A 17,360-nucleotide genomic window follows, 5' to 3' on the forward strand; every position below is an offset into this window, starting at 1 on the left:
CACTGGGTGACCTGCGGTGATCCACACCGGTGTGACGGCCACCGGCGTGTCGTCTCACCAGGACGGACGAGTCCCGACATGCGGGCCTGCGCACCGCATCTGAGGGTCTGTCTGGAAGGCGTGCTCACCGACCGACCGGGGACGGCTCCCCGGGCGCCTTCCGCGGAGGATTCCCATGCGTAGATTCCGAGCCCTGGCGGTCTCGGCCGTCACGGCCGCCGCCGTCGGACTCGCCGTTCCCACGGCCGCGGCCTGGAACGACCCCGACAACATCACCGTCACCCCCAGCGTGATCGCCAGGGGCGGCCAGCTCACCGTCTCCGTCGACGCGCCGGAGTGCCGTACGCCCGGCAGCACCGTGGAGTCGGAGGCCTTCCCGAGGACCGAGCTCCAGCCCGTGGCCGGCAGCAACCGGGTCACCGCCACCGTCCGGGTCTTCAGGAACGCCGCCCGGGGCTCCTACGACGTCACGGCCCGTTGCGACGGCAGCACCCTGACCAGGCGGAACGCCTTCACCGTCATCGGCGGTGTGCAGGGCGGTCTGGGCGGCAGCTCCAAGGGCGTCGCCGGCAGCGACATGGCGATCGGCGGCGGTCTCGTGGCGGCGGCCCTGCTGGGCGGCGGCCTGGTGCTGCGGCACCGGCGCGCCGAGAGCAACGCCTGACCCCGCACCGCTCCCTGCGTGCCCTTCCCGGCGGTCCGGTACCCGGCCGCACAGGACGTCGCCGCCCCTTCTGTCCCCACGCATCCGCCATCCACCTCTGACGCTCCGCGGCCGCGCCCCGCGCGTGGCCTCCGCTACGGCCCTTCACCCCGGAACCATCGCTTCCGGGGCGAAGGGCCGTGGTTCATCCCGCCGGGCGGCCGGCGTGCCCGCCGCGTTCGGCGGTCGTCTCCCGCGCGGCGGCCCCGTGCCGCCGGGCACGGCGGTAGGCCAGCACCAGCGCGGCCCCGAGGAGTGCCGCCCCCACCCCGATCTCCTGGAGGTCGAAGCCGCCGAGAGCGCCCGTGGCGCCGGTCCGCGCCGCGTGCCGCACCGCGCCGCCCTCGCCACCGCCGTGGCCGCCCGCCACGGTCAGCTCGCGGCTCAGCGCGGTGCCGTCCGCGCAGGCGAACACCACCCGGTAACCGGTGCCCGCTCTCGCCCCGCGGTGCACGGTGGCCGTGCCGGGGCCCGAGTGCGCGTGCAGCGTCACCACGCCGAAGGCGTCCGAGGACACCGTGGTGTCGCCCGGGCACCCCCGTGCGCTGAGCGTCACCACGCCGCCCGCGGCGACCAGCGGGGGGTTGAGACCGGGCAGGAACCGTCCGTCCTCCCGGTCGGCGACGGTGGGCGGCACGGCCCCGGAGCGCGGCGCGGCGAGGGCGGGCGGGGCAGGAGGCGCAAGGACCAGGACCGCGGCGCAGAGCAGAGCGGCCGAGGCGGCGCGTATCGCGCACATGGGCGTCCTCCGTCCCGAGGGGCACCCCGCGGACCTCTTCCGCTCGCGTCGTATGCACCTCGATGTCCCAAACGCTAAGGAGGCGCGCGGTGTGGCGCGATCGCTGTCGCGCGAACGGGGCAAGCGTGGAGGCCGAGCGGGCGAAGCGGGCCCGTTCCCGGGCCGAACGGGCCGTGCGGTGCGCGGGCAGGACGGCCCAGCGCCTGCCCCTACGGTGCCCGGGTGTACGCCCCGACGCACCGGCCCCATGCGCCCCGGGCGCATCGCAAGGATAAGAACAAGCCATTCCGGTTCGGGCGACCCCTCGGAGCAAACGACGGCGTGTACGCGTAAGCAACGCGCCCTGGTCCGCTCCCATACCGTTCCCGTGCGCCGTGCACACCCGCGCCCCGTCCGGCCGTCCCGCCCGAGAGCCCCGCAAACCGGACACCCGGCGCTCCGGTCGCCCGTTCTCGACCGCACCGCACCGAAGGAACCCGCCGGCGTCCTTCGTGTGCCTTGGCAGGCTTCCGACAGATTCATCGGATTTCAGGAGAGTCTTTTGCGGCACTTGCCGCAGGCAGTGACCGAGAACGGATCGCCAATTTCCGTTTGGGCTCGCTCCTTTGGCGGGCGATCAGTAGCCTCAGCTCGAACACCGGATCGCCTAGGCCTTGGAGACTTTGATGGAGCGTCCGCCGTGGGCACCGCGCGGCATCGACATCTCGGTGCCGAGCGTGGCCCGCATCTACGATTTCTACCTGGGCGGTTCGCACAACTTCGAGGTCGACAGGCAAGCGGGCCGCAGGGCCATGGAGTTCATGCCGGGGCTGCCGAAGCTCGCCCAGGCGAACCGTGCCTTCATGCGGCGGGCCGTCGAGTACGCCGTGGCGCAGGGCGTCACCCAGTTCCTCGACATCGGCTCCGGCATACCGGCCTTCGGCAACGTCCACGAAGTCGCGCGGGGGGCCTGCGGTGAGGCGAAGGTGGTGTACGTCGACCACGACCCGGTCGCCGTCGCCCACGCCGGCGCGGTCCTCGACGGCGATGCGGGCGCCGGCGCCGGTACGGCCGATCTGCGCAGGCCGCGCGAGGTTTTGGCGCTCGAACCCGTCGGTCGGCTGCTCGATCTGACGCGGCCGGCCGTGCTGTTGCTCGTCGCGGTGCTCCACTTCCTGGCCGAGGCGGACGATCCGTGCGCGGCCGTGCGCGAGCTACGGGACGCCATGGCGCCGGGTAGTCTGCTCATCCTCACGCACGTCTCGTACGAGGGGATCCCCGTCCCGGCCGAACAGGCGGGCGGAGCGTTGGATGTGTACAGGGACATCCGCAATCCACTGATCATGCGCTCGCGTGACGAGATCGCGCGGTTCTTCGAGGGGTACGACATGGTGGAACCGGGCCTCGTGCCGTTGCCGTGCTGGCGGCCAGTGGCCGCTCCCGACGAGGAGGACGCCCTCGCCCTGTGGGGTCTCGCCGGTGTGGGGCGGAAGGCGTGAGCGCGGAGCCGGACGGTCCGGAAGACAGACTGCACAGGTTCGCGACCATCTGGAGCCGGGCGGTCTTCCCGGTGACGGCCACCTCGCTGAACCGCCCGGAGTTCGAGCGGCTACTCCTCCCGCTCGCCCGGCAGTTGCGTGACGCACTGCTCGCCCGCACCTTCGACGCGGTCGCGGGCCGACAGGTCGGAGCGGCCCTCGTCGAGGTGCACTGCACCGACCCCGAGGCGCTCAGCCGCACCCTCGACGTGGTCGACGCCTACCTGGTGCTGTACTGCGGCGGGGAAGGCCCGCAGGAGGAACTGCGCTCGCGCAGCGCACGCCTGCAGCACGCCGCAGCGGCCGGCTTCGCCGGCGCCCTGCGGGAGCGCACCCTCGCCGAGCAGGAGGCCATCGCGCGCGCCACGCTCGACGCCCGCAGTACGGTGGCGGCGGCCCTGCACGCAAGCGAGGCACGCTTCCGCGCGGTCTTCGAGGAGGCCGCGATAGGGATCGGCATAGCCGACCTGGACGGCACCGTCCTGGAGGCCAACGACGCCCTGGTGCGGATGTTCGGCGGCTCCGAACAACTCGTTCGCAATCGCAAAGTCACCGAGTGGGTGCACTCCGAGGACACCCCGCACATCTGGCGGCTCTACGAGGAGCTGGTGCACGGCGAGCGCGAGCACTACCGCGTGGAGAAGGCGTTCTACCGCCCCGACGGCACCGTGCTGTGGACCAATCTGACGGTTTCCCTGCTGCGTGACGCGGACGGCCGCCCGCAGTACCAGTTGGCGCTGATGGAGGACACCACCGAGCGCAGGCTGCTCAACCTCCGGCTGCGCTACGAGGCCACCCACGACGCGCTCACCGGACTGCCCAACAGGACGCTGTTCTTCGAGCGCCTGGAGAAGGCCCTCGCGGCGGGCGAGGGCAAGCGGTTCGGGCTCTGCTACCTGGACCTGGACGGCTTCAAGACCGTCAACGACAGTCTCGGCCACGCGGCCGGCGACCGGCTCCTGGTGGAGGTCGCCGACCGGCTCCAGGCCTGCGCGACGGCGCCGGGCGAGATGGTCGCCCGGCTCGGCGGCGACGAGTTCGTCGCGCTGACCACCGGACCCGACACCGAGACCGACGTCGACGACCTGGCGGGGCGCATCATGAACGCCCTGGCCGGCCCCGTACGCATCGAGGGCCGCGAGCTGACGGTGCGCGGCAGCATCGGGATCGTGGAGGGCCCGGCGAAGGAGCGCAGCCCCGCGGAGGTGCTGCGCAGTGCCGACATCACCATGTACCGGGCCAAGTCGGCGGGCGGCAACCGCTACGAACTCGCCGACCCGGAGGCCGACGCCCGCGCCATCACCCGGCACGGCCTGACCACCGCGCTGCCCGCCGCGCTGGAGCGGGACGAGTTCTTCATCGAGTACCAGCCCCTGGTGCACCTCGGCGACGGCAGCGTGCGCGGCGCGGAGGCGCTGGTGCGCTGGGCCCACCCGCAGCACGGCGTGCTCGGGCCCGACCGTTTCATACCCCTGGCCGAGGACACCGGACTGATCGTGCCGCTCGGCCGCTGGGTGCTGGAGGAGTCCGTACGGCAGGCCCGGCGCTGGCAGGAGCGGCATGCGGAGGCGGGGCCGCTGCGGATCAACGTCAACCTCTCGCCCTGCCAGCTCCAGCATCCGGGCCTGGTCTCCGACACGGTCGACATCCTCGACCGGCTCGGGCTCGATCCCTCCGGGCTCTGCCTGGAGGTCACCGAGTCGGCGCTGATCGGGGCCGACGACGACCTGCTCAAGCCGCTGCGGCGGCTGAGCGAGATGGGCGTCGACATCGCGCTCGACGACTTCGGGACCGGCTACTCGAACCTGGCCAACCTCCGCCGGCTGCCCGTCAGCGTCCTCAAGCTCGACCGGTCCTTCACCCAGGGCATGCAGCAGTTCCCGGCCGACCCCGTCGACCTGAAGCTCGTCGAGGGCATCGTCTCGCTCGCCCACAGCCTGAACCTGTCGGTGACGGTGGAGGGCGTGGAGACGGGCGCACAGGCCGAGGCCCTGCGCGACATGGGCTGCGACACGGCCCAGGGGTGGTACTACGCCCGCCCCGGCCCGCCCGACCGGCTGCACGAGCTGGCCCTGGCCGACGCCATCGGCTAGCCCCCGTGCGCCGTGAGGGGCGCGGGCACTGCACGGGTTCGGGCCGGCGGTCCGCAGGCGGCCGTGTCGCGCGCCGGGCCGGTCGCCCCGGCGTCGCGCGCCGGGGTGCGACCGGGCGTCCTGACCACGGTCCGCCGCGCCCCACCGCGCGCCCTGCGGGGCGTACGCCACCGCCGCGCCCGGCTCACCGATCGGGGTGGCGGGAGCGCGGGTGCCGCCGCGCGGGCGCGGGGAACAGCATCACCGGTCGGGGCGGCCGCTCCCGCGGTCGGGGCAGCGGCGCCACCGCGTGGGCGCGGGGGCGGCCCGGTCACCGGGCCAGCAGCATCCGCTGGAGCTCCCTGGCTCCGCGCGGCGGGGCCACGTCGCTGCGGTGCGCCAGTGCAATGATCCGGTGCAGCCCCGGACGGGCCAGGGGGGTCACCCGCAGGCCCCGGCCCGCCCGCTCGGCCACCATGTGCGGGACCACGGCCACGCCGAGGCCGGCCCTGACGAACCCCAGCACCGCGTCCATCTCGCCGCCCTCCACCGCGAAGTCCGGCTCGAAGCCCTCGGCGCGGCAGGCGGCCACGGTCAGTTCCCGCAGGTCGTAGCCGTGCCGGAACATCACGAGGCGCTCGCCCTCCAGGTCGGGCACCCGCACGATGCTCCCGGTACCGGGAGCCGGCGCGTCCGGCGAGGAGACCACCACCAGGTCCTCGCGCAGCAGCTCCACGGTGGTGAGCGCGGGGGAGGGGCTGGGCAGCGGCAGGACGATCAGGGCCAGGTCGAGCGCCCCGCGCGCCAGCTCGCGCACCAGGTCGTGGGAGCCGCCCTCCTCGATCATCAGCCGGATGCCGGGATAGCGGTCGTGGAAGTCGCGCAGCACATCGGGGAGCAGGCCGGTGCACAGGCTCGGCGTCGCCCCGAGGCGGACCCGGCCGCGGCGGAGCTGTACCAGTTCCTGGACTTCCTGGCGGGCGGTGTCGGCGTCCGCCAGGATGCGGCGGGCCAGCGGCAGCAGGGCCTCTCCGGCGTCGGTGAGCGTGATGTTGCCCCGGGCGCGGCGGAAGAGATCGGCGCCCAGCTCCCGCTCCAGCGACCTGATCTGCTGGGACAGCGACGGCTGGGCCACGTGCACCAGCTCGGCGGCCCGGGTGAAGTGCCGGGTCTCCGCAACCGCCACAAAATACTGAAGCTGCTGGAACTGCATGGGGTCAGCATAGTCGATCAATAGGTTTCACCTATCGAAATGAGCTATTCCATCTCTTGGACCGATCGCCTCCTGTCGTTCTAACGTTCTGTGACATGGCTCTGGCAACGCGGACGGACCGACGGCCGTCCATGACTCGCACCATGTGGGACTCGTCGGTCGGCAAGAAGACAGTGATGGCCGTCAGCGGCCTGATCATGCTGCTCTACCTGGCCGTCCACATGTTCGGCAATCTGAAGATCTTCTTCGGTGCCGGTGACTTCAATCACTACGCCCACTGGCTGCGCACCATCGGCGAACCGTTCATGCACTACGAGTGGACCCTCTGGGTGATCCGCGTCGTGCTGGTTCTCGCCGTCGTGGCGCACGCCACCTCCGCGTACCAGCTCAGCCGCCGCGACATCAAGGCACGCCCGAGCAAGTACGTGCACGCCAGGCCCCGCGCCAGCTACGCGACCCGCACCATGCGCTGGGGCGGGATCATCCTCGGCCTCTTCATCGTCTGGCACATCCTCGACCTGACCACCGGCACCGTGCACTCCGGCGGCTTCCAGCCCGGGCACCCGTACCAGAACGTCGTGGACACCTTCTCCACCTGGTACGGCAACGTCATCTACATCGTCGCGATGCTCGCGCTCGGCCTGCACATCCAGCACGGGTTCTGGAGCGCCGCGCAGACCCTCGGCGTCGGCAGCCGCACCCGCGACCGGGTCCTCAAGATCATCGCCAATGCCCTCGCCGTGATCCTGACGGCGGGCTTCATCGCCGTACCCGTCGGCGTCATGACCGGATTGGTGGCCTGAACATGACCTCAACCAGCGAATACAGCGACTACGCCGCCTACACGACCGGTGAGCCGGTCGCCGACACCAAGGCCCCCGAGGGCCCGATCAACGAGCGCTGGGACACCCGCCGCTTCGAGGCCAAGCTGGTCAACCCGGCCAACCGCCGCAAGCACACCGTCATCGTGGTCGGCACCGGCCTCGCCGGCGGCTCCGCGGGTGCCACACTCGCCGAGCAGGGCTACCACGTGGTGCAGTTCTGCTACCAGGACTCGCCGCGCCGCGCCCACTCCATCGCCGCGCAGGGCGGCATCAACGCCGCCAAGAACTACCGCAACGACGGCGACTCCGTGCACCGCCTCTTCTACGACACCGTGAAGGGCGGCGACTTCCGGGCCCGCGAGTCGAACGTGCACCGGCTCGCCCAGATCTCCGTGGAGATCATCGACCAGTGCGTCGCGCAGGGCGTGCCGTTCGCCCGTGAGTACGGCGGTCTGCTGGACACCCGCTCCTTCGGCGGCGTCCAGGTCTCGCGCACCTTCTACGCCCGCGGTCAGACGGGCCAGCAGCTACTGCTCGGCGCCTACCAGGCGCTGTCGCGGCAGATCGCGGCGGGCAACGTCGAGATGCACCCGCGCACCGAGATGCTGGACCTGATCGTCGTCGGGGGACGGGCCCGCGGCATCGTCGCCCGGGACCTGGTCACCGGCAGGATCGACAGCTACTTCGCGGACGCGGTGGTGCTCGCCAGCGGCGGCTACGGCAACGTCTTCTACCTGTCGACGAACGCCATGAACTCCAACGCCACCGCGATCTGGCGCGCGCACCGCAAGGGCGCCTACTTCGCCAACCCCTGCTTCACCCAGATCCACCCGACCTGCATCCCGCGCACCGGCGACCACCAGTCGAAGCTGACCCTGATGAGCGAGTCGCTGCGCAACGACGGCCGCATCTGGGTGCCGAAGGCGAAGGGCGACACCCGCCCGCCGAACGAGATCCCCGAGGACGAGCGCGACTACTACCTGGAGCGCATCTACCCGTCCTTCGGCAACCTCGTCCCTCGGGACATCGCCTCGCGCGCCGCCAAGAACGTCTGCGACGAGGGACGCGGGGTGGGCCCCGGCGGGCAGGGCGTGTACCTGGACTTCGCCGACGCCATCCACCGCATGGGCAAGGAGAAGGTCGCCGAGAAGTACGGCAACCTCTTCGACATGTACGAGCGGATCACCGCGGAGAACCCGTACGAGGTGCCGATGCGGATCTACCCCGCCGTGCACTACACCATGGGCGGCCTGTGGGTCGACTACGACCTCCAGACCAGCATCCCCGGCCTGTTCGCGGTCGGCGAGGCCAACTTCTCCGACCACGGTGCCAACCGCCTCGGCGCCTCCGCGCTGATGCAGGGCCTCGCGGACGGCTACTTCGTCCTGCCGTCCACGATCAACGACTACCTGGCCCGCAACCCCCACCACGAGGAGGTCACCGCCGAGCACCCGGCCGTCGCCGAGACGCGCAAGGAGACCGAGGAGCGCCTCGCCCGGCTGCTGGCCGTCGACGGCGACCGCACGCCGGACTCCTTCCACCGCGAGATCGGCGAGCTGATGTGGGAGTTCTGCGGCATGGCACGCACCGACGCGGGGCTGCGCAAGGCACTGGAGCGGATCCCCGCGATCCGTGAGGAGTTCTGGCGGCGCATCAAGGTCCCGGGCACCGGTGAGGAGTTCAACCAGTCCCTGGAGAAGGCCAACCGCGTCGTCGACTACCTGGAGCTCGCCGAGCTCATGTGCCTCGACGCGCTGCACCGCAGCGAGTCCTGCGGCGGCCACTTCCGCGAGGAGTCCCAGACCCCGGACGGCGAGGCGGCCCGCAAGGACGAGGAGTTCTCCTACGCCGCGGCCTGGGAGTTCACCGGCACCGGCCGCGCTCCCGTACTGCACAAGGAAGACCTGGTCTTCGAGTACGTCCATCCCACTCAGCGGAGCTATGCATGAAGCTCACCCTGCGCGTCTGGCGGCAGAAGAACGCCGACGCCGAAGGCGCCATGTCCACGTACGAGGTGGACGGCATCTCCTCGGACATGTCGTTCCTGGAGATGCTGGACACCCTCAACGAGGAGCTGATCCTCAAGGGTGAGGACCCGGTCGCCTTCGACCACGACTGCCGCGAGGGCATCTGCGGAGCCTGCAGCCTCGTCATCAACGGCGACGCACACGGCCCGGAGCGCACCACCACCTGCCAGCTCCACATGCGGGCGTTCAAGGACGGCGACACGATCGACATCGAGCCGTGGCGTGCCGCCGCCTTCCCGGTCGTGAAGGACCTGGTCGTGGACCGCTCCGCGTTCGACCGGATCATCCAGGCCGGCGGCTATGTCACCGCGCCCACCGGCGCGGCCCCCGAGGCGCACTCCACGCCCGTCCCCAAGGCGGACGCCGACTTCGCCTTCGAGCACGCCGAGTGCATCGGCTGCGGGGCCTGCGTGGCCGCCTGCCCGAACGGCGCGGCGATGCTCTTCACCTCCGCGAAGATCAATCACCTCAACGTGCTGCCGCAGGGCGCACCCGAGCGTGAGAGCCGGGTGCTGGACATGGTGGCGCAGATGGACGAGGAGGGCTTCGGCGGCTGCACCCTGACCGGCGAGTGCGCGACGGCCTGCCCCAAGGGCATCCCGCTGATGTCGATCACCGGGATGAACAAGGAGTGGCTGCGGGCCACCCGCAAGGCCGGCAAGCGGTAGCCACCAGGGGGCGAGGCCCCCACGTGGGGGTCTCCACGGAGATCCCCACGGGGAAGATCCCCGACGAGGCTGTCGCCCCTGCCCGGGGCGCGATCCCGAAGGCGGGTGCTGAACGCCCCGGGCCGTTCAGCATCCGCTCACCCCCGCTCCCGCCGCAGGTCATGTGCACGCCAGCAGACAGCGGAAGAACTGGAACCACGGACCCCTCATGGTCCGTGGTTCCGCCGTCTGCGCCGCCCGTGACCAGGAGAGAGCCATGACCGCCGTCCCCGCCCTCGCCACCCCGCCCGCGCCCCCCGCCCGCTACACCGTCACCCTCGCCCGTGACGAGTCCGACGTACGGGCCGCCCAGCGGCTGCGCCACGACGTGTTCGCCCTGGAGATGGGGGCGCATCTGCGGGCCACCTCGGAGCCGGGTCTCGACACCGACGCCTTCGACGCCTACTGCGACCATCTGCTGGTGCGCGACGAGGCCACCGGACAGGCCGTCGGCACCTACCGACTGCTGCCGCCCGAGCGCGCCGCGATCGCCGGACGGCTCTACGCCGAGGGTGAGTTCGATCTGAGCGCCCTGGGCGCCATCCGCGGCGGACTGGTCGAGGCCGGCCGCTCCTGCGTGCACCCGGACCACCGCGACGGCGCCGTGATCGGCCTCATCTGGGCCGGCATCGCCCGCTACATGACGGGTGCGGGGCACGAGTGGCTGGGCGGCTGCTGCTCGGTGCCGCTCGCCGACGGCGGCGCGCTCGCCGCGGGCACCTGGGACCGGGTGCGGGAGCGCCACTTGGCGCCCGAGGAGTACCGGGTGCGCCCCCTGCTGCCGTGGCGCCACGAGGACATCGCCCGGCAGGACCGCACCGAACTGCCTCCGCTGCTGCGCGGCTACCTCCGGCTGGGCGCCTGGGTGTGCTCGGAGCCCGCGCTCGACGCGGACTTCGGCGTCGCCGACCTCTACGTGCTGCTGCCCATGCGCCGGGTCGACCCGCGCTACCTGCGGCACTTCCTCTCCCTCGTGCCCGCCTCATGAGCACCTGGCAGCCCACCTCGACCTGCACACCCGCAGCATGCATCCCGGGCGCCGCGGGCCGGGCAGCGGCGGCCGGCGTCCCGCGCGCCCTGCTCAGGCTCGCGGCGCTGGCGGCCGTCCTGGGCACCGGGATCGTGCTGTCCCCGGCGGTCCTGCGGTGCCCCCGCGGACCGCGCGAGCGGCTCGTCAGGCTCTGGTGCCGCACCCTGGTGCGCGCGATCGGGGTGCGTACCAGGGTCAGTGGGGAGATCGCGGCCACGGGCGGAGTGCTCGTCGTCGCCAACCACATCTCCTGGCTCGACGTCCCGCTGCTCGCCGCCCTCCGGCCGGCGCGGATGCTCGCCAAGTCGCAGGTGCGCGGCTGGCCCGTCGCCGGTGCGCTGGCGGCCACGGGCCGCACCCTGTTCATCGACCGGACGCGGCCGCGCGCGCTGCCCCGGGCGGTGCGCGAGATCGCCGGCGCCCTGCGCGCGGGCTCCGCCGTCGCGGCGTTCCCCGAGGGCAGCACCTGGTGCGGCCGGGACCGGGGAGCGGTCAGGCGGGCCGTCTTCCAGGCGGCACTGGACGCGGCCGTGCCCGTGCAGCCGGTGCGCCTGCGGTACGCGGACGCCCACGGCGCCCGCAGCACCGCTGCCGCGTTCATCGGCGCGGACACCCTGCTGGAGTCGGTGTGGCGGATCGCGCGGGCCCGCGGCCTCGTCGCCCATGTGCGGGTAAGGACCGCGCTCGCGCCCGCCGGCCACCCGGACCGCCGCTCCCTGGCGCGTGCCGCGCAGGACGCACTGGGGGACACCGCCCCGGCTGGTGCCGAGCCCGACGGGACGGTGCCCGGCTGTCCGGAGCCGGGCTGTCCGGAGCCCGCCGGGGCGGGCCGCGGGAGCCGGGCCGCTCATCCCGCCGGGCGTGCCGGTGCCGTCCCGCGCGGGATGAGCTCCGCGATCCCGGCCAGCCGGGTGTAGGAGTCCAGCAGGGCCACCCGGTCGTGCGTGCTGGTGGTGACCAGCACCTCCTGGGCCCCGCTCTCCCCGATCAGCTCTTCGAGCGCCTCGGTGACCTCCTCCTCGGTGCCGTGCACATGGCCCCGCAGCGCCGACTCGTACAGCTCGCGCTCCTTGGCGGTCATGGCGCGCCCCTCGACCGCCTCGGCAGGCGGGAGCGGCGGGAACGTGCCGTGGGTGCGCGAGTGGGCCGCGGCCCAGGCCTCCGGTACCAGCAGGCGGCGCGCCTCCTCGGTGCCGGCGGCGACCGCGACCGTGCCCGACACCACGACGTACGGCTCCGCGGCCCAGGGCGAGGGCCGGAACGCCCGCCGGTAGCGGTCGATGGCGCGCAGCATCCGCTCCCGGCCCCGCACGTCGCCGATGACCAGCGGCAGCCCGGCCTCGGCGGCGATGTCCGCGCCCTCGCCGGTGGCCAGCACGAAGGCCGGCACCCGCAGGCCCTCGGCGGGGCGGGCGTGCGCCCGGGTCGGCGAGTCGCCGCGGAAGAAGCCCAGCAGTTCGGCGAGCTGCGCTGCGAACTCACCGGCGTCGTCCTTGCCGCGGCCCAGCGCCCTGCGCACCCCGTCGGTGAAGCCCACCGAACGGCCGAGGCCCATGTCGATCCGGCCCGGGAACAGCGACTCCAGCACGCCGAACTGCTCGGCCACCACGTACGGCCGGTGGTTCGGGAGCATCACGCCGCCCGTGCCCACCCGGATCCTGCGGGTGGCGGCGGCCACGGCGGCCGCCAGCACGGTCGGCGCCGAGCCGGCGACCCCGGGTACGCCATGGTGCTCCGAGACCCAGAACCGGTGGTATCCGAGCCGCTCCGCACGGACCGCGAGACGGACCGTGTCGCGCAGCGCCCGGGCCTCGCCGTACCCCTCGCGGACGCGCGAGCGGTCCAGAACGGAGAAGCGGGTGGCGGCGATGACGGAACTCACCCTGGTGTCAACGCCCGGGCGGCGCCAGGATTCCCTTCCGGCCCGCTCAGCCGTCCTCCTCCAGGCGGAAGCCGACCTTCAGGCCCACCTGGTAGTGCTCGACCTGCCCATCCTCGATCTGGCCGCGCACCTCCGTCACCTCGAACCAGTCGAGGTTCCTGATGGTCTGCGAGGCCCGTCCGATGCCGTTGCGGATGGCCTGGTCGACACCCTCGTGGGAGGTTCCCACGATCTCGGTGACCCGGTAGGTGTGATGTGACATGACGATCTCCCTTCGTCGTTCGCGGCCGCTCGGCTACGCGGCCGCGCTGAGCGAGAGCGCGAAGCGCCCCGCCGCGTCCGTCCACCAGTGGGTGCGTCTGAGGCCCGCGGCGGCCAGCTCGGCGCGCACGCCTTCCGGGCGGAACTTGGCGGACACCTCCGTGCGCAGGTCCTCGCCCGCCGCGAAGTCGACCGCGAGGTCGAGCGCCCTGATCTTCACCGTCTGGGCCGTGCGCGAGCGCAGCCGCATCTCGATCCACTCGTGTTCCGGTTCCCACAGGGCCACGTGGCTGAACGCGTCCGGGTGGAAGTCGGCCGCGAGCTCGCGGTTGACGACGGACAGCACGTTCTTGTTGAAGGCCGCCGTCACCCCGACCGCGTCGTCGTACGCGGCGACCAGCACCTCCTCCTCCTTCACCAGGTCGGTGCCGAGCAGCAGCGCGTCCCCGGGCGCCAGCAGGGCGCGCACCGCGGACAGGAACGCGGCGCGCTCGGGCGGCAGCAGATTGCCGATGGTGCCGCCGAGGAACGCCACCAGGCGGGGCCCCGGTGCCTCGGGCAGCGTGAGGTCCCGGGTGAAGTCGGCGATCAGCGCGTGCACGTCGAGACCGGGGCGCTCCGCGAGCAGTGCTTCGCCCGCCAGGGTGAGGGCGCTCTCGCTCACGTCCACCGGGAGGTAGGTCTCGAGGCCGGTGAGCGCGTCGAGCAGGTACCTGGTCTTCTCCGAGGAGCCGGAGCCCAGCTCCACCAGGGTGCGCGCACCGGTGGCGGCGGCGATCTCCGGGGCGCGGTCCCGCAGGATCTCGCGCTCCGCGCGGGTCGGGTAGTACTCGGCGAGCGCGGTGATCTCCTCGAAGAGGGCGCTGCCGCGTGCGTCGTAGAACCACTTCGGCGGCAGGGTCTTGGGCAGACGGGTCAGGCCGTGCAGGACGTCGGCGCGCAGCGCCGCGCTGGAGGCGTCCTCGGGCAGGGTGCGGGTGACGTGGAACGGGCTCACGCTGCGACCTCCTTGAGCGGGGTCAGCCGGACATCGCGGGGGTCCGCCACCAGCAGCGTCCGTTCCGGAACCGGGTGCCAGCCGGGTTCGTCGTCGTACGGCTCGGAGGCCACGACGACCCGGGGGCCGGGACCGGTGCGGTACCACAGGGCGTCGCCCCACGATGTGGCCATGATCGCCGAACCGTTCGTCAGCAGAAAGTTGAGACGGGACGCGGGAGCGGCACGTGCCACGTCCAGCACGGTGTCCGCGAGCGCCGCGCCCGCCCGGTCGCGGTAGTCGCCGTGCCGCAGCCGGTGCAGCACCAGCGCCCACAGCAGGGCCGAGTCGCTGCGCGCCACCAGGTCGAGCAGGGCGGTCGGCGGCAGGTCGGCGGCGAGCGGCGCCAGTGAGCCGGGCCAGCCGTCGACCGCGCCGCTGTGGCTGAACAGCCAGGGTCCTTCGGCGAAGGGCGCCGCCGCGGCCTCCCCGTCCGCGCTGCGCAGCGTGGCGTCGCGCACCGCGCCGAGCAGCGCCCCGGTGCGCACCACCCGGGCCAGGTCGGCGAAGGACTGGTCGGCCCAGATGGGTCCGAAACGGCGGTAGCGGGCCGGCACCGGGTCTTCGCCGGCGTACCATCCCACGCCGAACCCGTCGGCGTTGACCGTGCCGTGCTGCTGGTGGCGCGGTGCCCAGGACTGCCGGAAGAGGCTGTGCGGCGGGGTGAGCAGCAGCTCGCCGATGGGCACGGAGGGCCCCAGGTAGGCCAGGTGGCGGCACATCAGCGCGCCCCCCGGGAGCTCTCGGCGGGCGTCGCGTCGCGAGCCGTGCGGAAGCCGGAGAAGATCTGCCGGCGTATGGGGTAGTCCCAGTTGCGGAACGTGCCGCGGCAGGCCACCGTGCCCACCGCGAAGGAACCGCCGCGCAGCACCTTGTGGTCGGATCCGAAGAACACCTGCGAGTACTCCTCGTAGGGGAACGCCCTGAAGCCCGGGTACGGCAGGAAGTCGCTCGCCGTCCACTCCCAGACGTCGCCCATCAACTGGCGCACCCCGAGCGGCGACTCGCCGGCCGGGTAGCTGCCGGCGGGCGCCGGGCGCAGATGGCGCTGGCCCAGGTTGGCGTGTTCGGGACGCGGGTCGGCGTCGCCCCACGGGTAGCGCCTGGAGGTGCCCGACACCGGGTCGTACCGGGCCGCCTTCTCCCACTCGGCCTCGCTGGGCAGCCTGCGGCCCGCCCAGCGGGCGTAGGCGTCCGCCTCGTACCAACTGACGTGCAGCACCGGCTCGTCCGGCGGCACCGGCTCGGTCGCACCGAACCTGCGCCGCAGCCACATGCCGCCCTCCTCGCGCCAGAACAGCGGCGACGAGATGCCGTGCTCGCGGATGTGCGCCCAGCCCCGCGGGCTCCACCAGCGCCGCTCCCGGTATCCGCCGTCGGACATGAACAACTGGTAGGCGCCGTTGGTGACCGGCACCGTGTCGATGAAGAACGGCGGGACGAGCCTGCGGTGCGCGGGCCGCTCGTTGTCCAGCGCCCAGGGCTCGGTGGAGGTGCCCATGGTGAACGGCCCGCCGGGCACCATGACCTCGGCGGGCCCGGTGAACTCGGACGGCCCGGGGTCCGGGGCGGTGAGGACCGCCGGGCCCCTGCGTAGCTGGTGGGTGATCAGCATCGTCTCGTCGTGCTGCTGCTCGTGCTGCGCGACCATGCCGAAGGCGAAGCCGTCATGGGTGAGGGGCGCGCCGTGGAAGGCGGTGCGCTCCAGGACGTCCAGCACCCGGCCGCGTACCTCCGCCGCGTAGCTGCGGGCCTCCTTCGGAGCCAGCAGCGGCAGTGAGGGCCGCTCGGAGCGCGGGTGCTCGAAGGCGTCGTACAGGGGGTCGATCTCGGGCCGCATGGCGTCAGCGCCCGCCACCGCGCGCAGCAGCCACAGCTCCTCCTGGTTGCCGATGTGCGCGAGATCCCACACCAGAGGCGACATCAGCGGTGAGTGCTGCGTCGTCAGGTCCGCCTCGTCCACGCACTCCGTGAGCTGAGAGGTGCGGTCGCGTGCGGCGAGCAGGGCGGCGAGGGCGCGCCCGCGCAGCGTGTCGGGGTCGGCCGTTGGAGTGGTGGGATCGGTCATGACAGCACGTCCTTCCCCTGCGGGGCGAATCGGTCGATCAGTTCGTCCGCCGGGCAGCGCCCGCGGACCACATAGCGCTCGGTGTAGGCGCCCACGGCGTCCAGCACGGCCGGGGTGGCACCGAGCCGGGGCAGCGCGTCGAGCGCGGCGGCGAAGCAGACCACGGCCGCGTCGTGCAGTTCGCGGTCGGCCAGGGCATGCCGGGCGGCGGACGTCCACAGGGCGTTGCGCGGCGCCGGCCGGGACCCCGCGCGCTCGGCCAGCGGCTTGACGGTCCGGTAGGCCGTCTCCGCGGCCTCGGCGTCGTCGAAGAGCGCGGCCGTCACCGCCAGCGGCACGATCCAGCCGTCGTCGCCCTGCTGGGCGTCGATCATGCGCAGCTCCAGGTGCCCGCGTGGCCGCACCGGTGGGAAGAGGGTGGACAGGTGGTATTCGAGGTCGGCACCGGTGGGCGGTCTGGGCACGCCGCCGCGCACCCACGCCCGGAACGACAGGTCCTCGGGCACCAGCCAGGGGCCCGCGTCGGCGCGGACGCACATCACGGGCGCGTCCAGCACCCGTCTGGCCCAGGCCGTGCGGGGATCCAGGTCGAGTCCCGGCGCGGCGGACCTGCCGGGCTCGATGCCGGCCCACAGGGCCTGCCGGGTGGAGCGCCAGCCGCTCGGCCGCCCGGCGATGAACGGGGAGTTGGCGAACGCGGCCACCAGCACGGGGCCCAGCAGGTGGGCGAGCCGCCAGCGCCGTCCGTGACCCAGCGGGCCCGGTTCCTCGTACCCGGCGTCGACGCAGACCTGCACGGAGGCCGAGGAGCACATCATGCCCCGGCCGGCCGGGCCCGCGCGGTCCAGGTAGACCTCCATGGCCTCGTACCGCGGGTCGTGCAGCAGCCGGGTGGGCGGGCGCCACGGGTCGGTGCCGAGCCCCGTGAGGGTGAGGTCGAGAGCGTTCAGCGCGGTGCGCACCAGCGCCAGGTCGGCCGAGACGGCCGTGATGCACTCCATCAGGGATGCGGCGGGCAGCGAGCTCAGCTCAAGCTGGCCGCCGGGTTCGACGGTGAGCGCCGAACTCAGGGTCAGGGCCCGCACGGCGGCGTGTGCCGCTGCGAAGCGGGCGGGTGTGATGGGGACACGGGGGCGGTGCGGCTCGTGCAGGAGCCACTCCACCTCGACGCCGATGGTGCGCGGCGGCCCTGTCTTGAAACAGATGCCGCGTACCAGGGCCTCCAGGTCGGCATCGGTGATGTCCGTGCCGACCTGCACACACTTTCCCTCGGTCATGTCG

Annotated in this window: 16 protein-coding genes; 8 read left to right on the forward strand and 8 right to left on the reverse strand. The window is 72.9% G+C overall.

Features of this window, described 5'->3' with window-relative positions; genetic code table 11:
* The first annotated feature begins 175 nt into the window (after positions 1–175).
* Positions 176–664 carry a hypothetical protein gene (locus IE313_RS03285; protein WP_189929366.1) on the forward strand — a complete coding sequence of 163 codons (489 nt, stop codon included), beginning with the start codon at positions 176–178 and terminating at the stop codon, positions 662–664.
* Between the two features lie 184 nt (positions 665–848).
* Here IE313_RS03285 and IE313_RS03290 read toward each other — a convergent pair whose 3' ends face one another.
* Positions 849–1,442, reverse strand: a complete 594-nt coding sequence (locus IE313_RS03290) for a hypothetical protein (RefSeq protein ID WP_189929367.1) — start codon at positions 1,440–1,442, stop codon at positions 849–851.
* A 665-nt stretch (positions 1,443–2,107) separates the two neighbouring features.
* On the opposite strand from IE313_RS03290, the gene IE313_RS03295 reads away from it, so the two are divergent.
* Together IE313_RS03295 and IE313_RS03300 are read left to right on the forward strand one after the other, a co-directional pair.
* Positions 2,108–2,920: an SAM-dependent methyltransferase gene (locus tag IE313_RS03295; protein WP_189929368.1), complete on the forward strand. Its 813-nt coding sequence runs from the start codon at positions 2,108–2,110 to the stop codon at positions 2,918–2,920.
* Entirely contained in the window at positions 2,917–5,052 is a 2,136-nt protein-coding gene (locus tag IE313_RS03300) for a putative bifunctional diguanylate cyclase/phosphodiesterase (RefSeq protein WP_189929369.1), read from the forward strand. The genes IE313_RS03295 and IE313_RS03300 overlap by 4 nt, the downstream gene beginning before the upstream one ends.
* 310 nt (positions 5,053–5,362) lie before the next feature.
* Here the strand turns inward: IE313_RS03300 and IE313_RS03305 are convergent, their stop codons facing one another.
* Positions 5,363–6,244 (reverse strand): LysR family transcriptional regulator, encoded by an 882-nt coding sequence (locus IE313_RS03305; protein ID WP_189929801.1) that lies wholly within the window; start codon positions 6,242–6,244, stop codon positions 5,363–5,365.
* A 131-nt stretch (positions 6,245–6,375) separates the two neighbouring features.
* Between IE313_RS03305 and IE313_RS03310 the strand changes: the two genes are divergently transcribed.
* The 5 genes from IE313_RS03310 to IE313_RS03330 all read left to right on the forward strand — a co-directional run bounded on the left by IE313_RS03310 (position 6,376) and on the right by IE313_RS03330 (position 11,749).
* Complete coding sequence (locus IE313_RS03310; protein ID WP_189929370.1) at positions 6,376–7,047, forward strand: succinate dehydrogenase; 672 nt, start codon at positions 6,376–6,378, stop codon at positions 7,045–7,047.
* 2 nt (positions 7,048–7,049) lie between these two features.
* Positions 7,050–9,017: a fumarate reductase/succinate dehydrogenase flavoprotein subunit gene (locus IE313_RS03315; protein ID WP_189929371.1), complete on the forward strand. Its 1,968-nt coding sequence runs from the start codon at positions 7,050–7,052 to the stop codon at positions 9,015–9,017.
* On the forward strand, positions 9,014–9,763 hold the full coding sequence (locus IE313_RS03320; protein ID WP_189929372.1) for a succinate dehydrogenase/fumarate reductase iron-sulfur subunit: 750 nt from the start codon (positions 9,014–9,016) through the stop codon (positions 9,761–9,763). The genes IE313_RS03315 and IE313_RS03320 overlap by 4 nt, the downstream gene beginning before the upstream one ends.
* A 256-nt stretch (positions 9,764–10,019) precedes the next feature.
* Entirely contained in the window at positions 10,020–10,790 is a 771-nt protein-coding gene (locus tag IE313_RS03325) for a GNAT family N-acetyltransferase (protein WP_189929373.1), read from the forward strand.
* Positions 10,787–11,749 (forward strand): lysophospholipid acyltransferase family protein, encoded by a 963-nt coding sequence (locus IE313_RS03330; RefSeq protein ID WP_189929374.1) that lies wholly within the window; start codon positions 10,787–10,789, stop codon positions 11,747–11,749. Before IE313_RS03325 ends, IE313_RS03330 begins: the two co-directional genes overlap by 4 nt.
* On the opposite strand, the gene IE313_RS03335 is transcribed toward IE313_RS03330, so the two are convergent.
* Genes IE313_RS03335 through egtA form a run of 6 tightly spaced genes read right to left on the reverse strand, consistent with a single transcriptional unit; the run spans position 11,680 to position 17,356 of the window.
* Positions 11,680–12,714, reverse strand: coding sequence for an MsnO8 family LLM class oxidoreductase (locus tag IE313_RS03335; protein WP_189929375.1), 1,035 nt, complete (start codon positions 12,712–12,714; stop codon positions 11,680–11,682). The two genes, IE313_RS03330 and IE313_RS03335, sit on opposite strands and share 70 nt — an antisense overlap.
* 46 nt (positions 12,715–12,760) lie before the next feature.
* Complete coding sequence (locus IE313_RS03340; protein ID WP_189929376.1) at positions 12,761–12,976, reverse strand: dodecin; 216 nt, start codon at positions 12,974–12,976, stop codon at positions 12,761–12,763.
* A gap of 33 nt (positions 12,977–13,009) precedes the next feature.
* A complete protein-coding gene (gene egtD / locus IE313_RS03345; protein WP_189929377.1) occupies positions 13,010–13,972 on the reverse strand; it encodes an L-histidine N(alpha)-methyltransferase in 963 nt (320 codons plus the stop codon).
* Positions 13,969–14,733, reverse strand: a complete 765-nt coding sequence (egtC, locus tag IE313_RS03350) for an ergothioneine biosynthesis protein EgtC (protein ID WP_189929378.1) — start codon at positions 14,731–14,733, stop codon at positions 13,969–13,971. The genes egtD and egtC overlap by 4 nt, the downstream gene beginning before the upstream one ends.
* Positions 14,733–16,079 carry an ergothioneine biosynthesis protein EgtB gene (egtB, locus tag IE313_RS03355; protein ID WP_189929379.1) on the reverse strand — a complete coding sequence of 449 codons (1,347 nt, stop codon included), beginning with the start codon at positions 16,077–16,079 and terminating at the stop codon, positions 14,733–14,735. Before egtB ends, egtC begins: the two co-directional genes overlap by 1 nt.
* Complete coding sequence (gene egtA, locus IE313_RS03360) at positions 16,076–17,356, reverse strand: ergothioneine biosynthesis glutamate--cysteine ligase EgtA (RefSeq protein ID WP_189929380.1); 1,281 nt, start codon at positions 17,354–17,356, stop codon at positions 16,076–16,078. The genes egtB and egtA overlap by 4 nt, the downstream gene beginning before the upstream one ends.
* Positions 17,357–17,360: the final 4 nt, after the last annotated feature.

It is taken from the genome of Streptomyces sulfonofaciens (genome assembly GCF_014656295.1).
GTDB classification, from domain to species: domain Bacteria; phylum Actinomycetota; class Actinomycetes; order Streptomycetales; family Streptomycetaceae; genus Streptomyces; species Streptomyces sulfonofaciens.

Bases quoted from the DNA above. Each gene is read 5' to 3' on its own strand.
- IE313_RS03285 (WP_189929366.1), top strand. From the start codon at position 176: ATGCGTAGATTCCGAGCCCTGGCGGTCTCGGCCGTCACGGCCGCCGCC.
- IE313_RS03290 (WP_189929367.1), bottom strand. From the start codon at position 1,442: ATGTGCGCGATACGCGCCGCCTCGGCCGCTCTGCTCTGCGCCGCGGTC.
- IE313_RS03295 (WP_189929368.1), top strand. From the start codon at position 2,108: ATGGAGCGTCCGCCGTGGGCACCGCGCGGCATCGACATCTCGGTGCCG.
- IE313_RS03305 (WP_189929801.1), bottom strand. From the start codon at position 6,244: ATGCAGTTCCAGCAGCTTCAGTATTTTGTGGCGGTTGCGGAGACCCGG.
- IE313_RS03310 (WP_189929370.1), top strand. From the start codon at position 6,376: ATGACTCGCACCATGTGGGACTCGTCGGTCGGCAAGAAGACAGTGATG.
- IE313_RS03315 (WP_189929371.1), top strand. From the start codon at position 7,050: ATGACCTCAACCAGCGAATACAGCGACTACGCCGCCTACACGACCGGT.
- IE313_RS03320 (WP_189929372.1), top strand. From the start codon at position 9,014: ATGAAGCTCACCCTGCGCGTCTGGCGGCAGAAGAACGCCGACGCCGAA.
- IE313_RS03325 (WP_189929373.1), top strand. From the start codon at position 10,020: ATGACCGCCGTCCCCGCCCTCGCCACCCCGCCCGCGCCCCCCGCCCGC.
- IE313_RS03330 (WP_189929374.1), top strand. From the start codon at position 10,787: ATGAGCACCTGGCAGCCCACCTCGACCTGCACACCCGCAGCATGCATC.
- IE313_RS03340 (WP_189929376.1), bottom strand. From the start codon at position 12,976: ATGTCACATCACACCTACCGGGTCACCGAGATCGTGGGAACCTCCCAC.
- egtC (WP_189929378.1), bottom strand. From the start codon at position 14,733: ATGTGCCGCCACCTGGCCTACCTGGGGCCCTCCGTGCCCATCGGCGAG.
- egtB (WP_189929379.1), bottom strand. From the start codon at position 16,079: ATGACCGATCCCACCACTCCAACGGCCGACCCCGACACGCTGCGCGGG.
- egtA (WP_189929380.1), bottom strand. From the start codon at position 17,356: ATGACCGAGGGAAAGTGTGTGCAGGTCGGCACGGACATCACCGATGCC.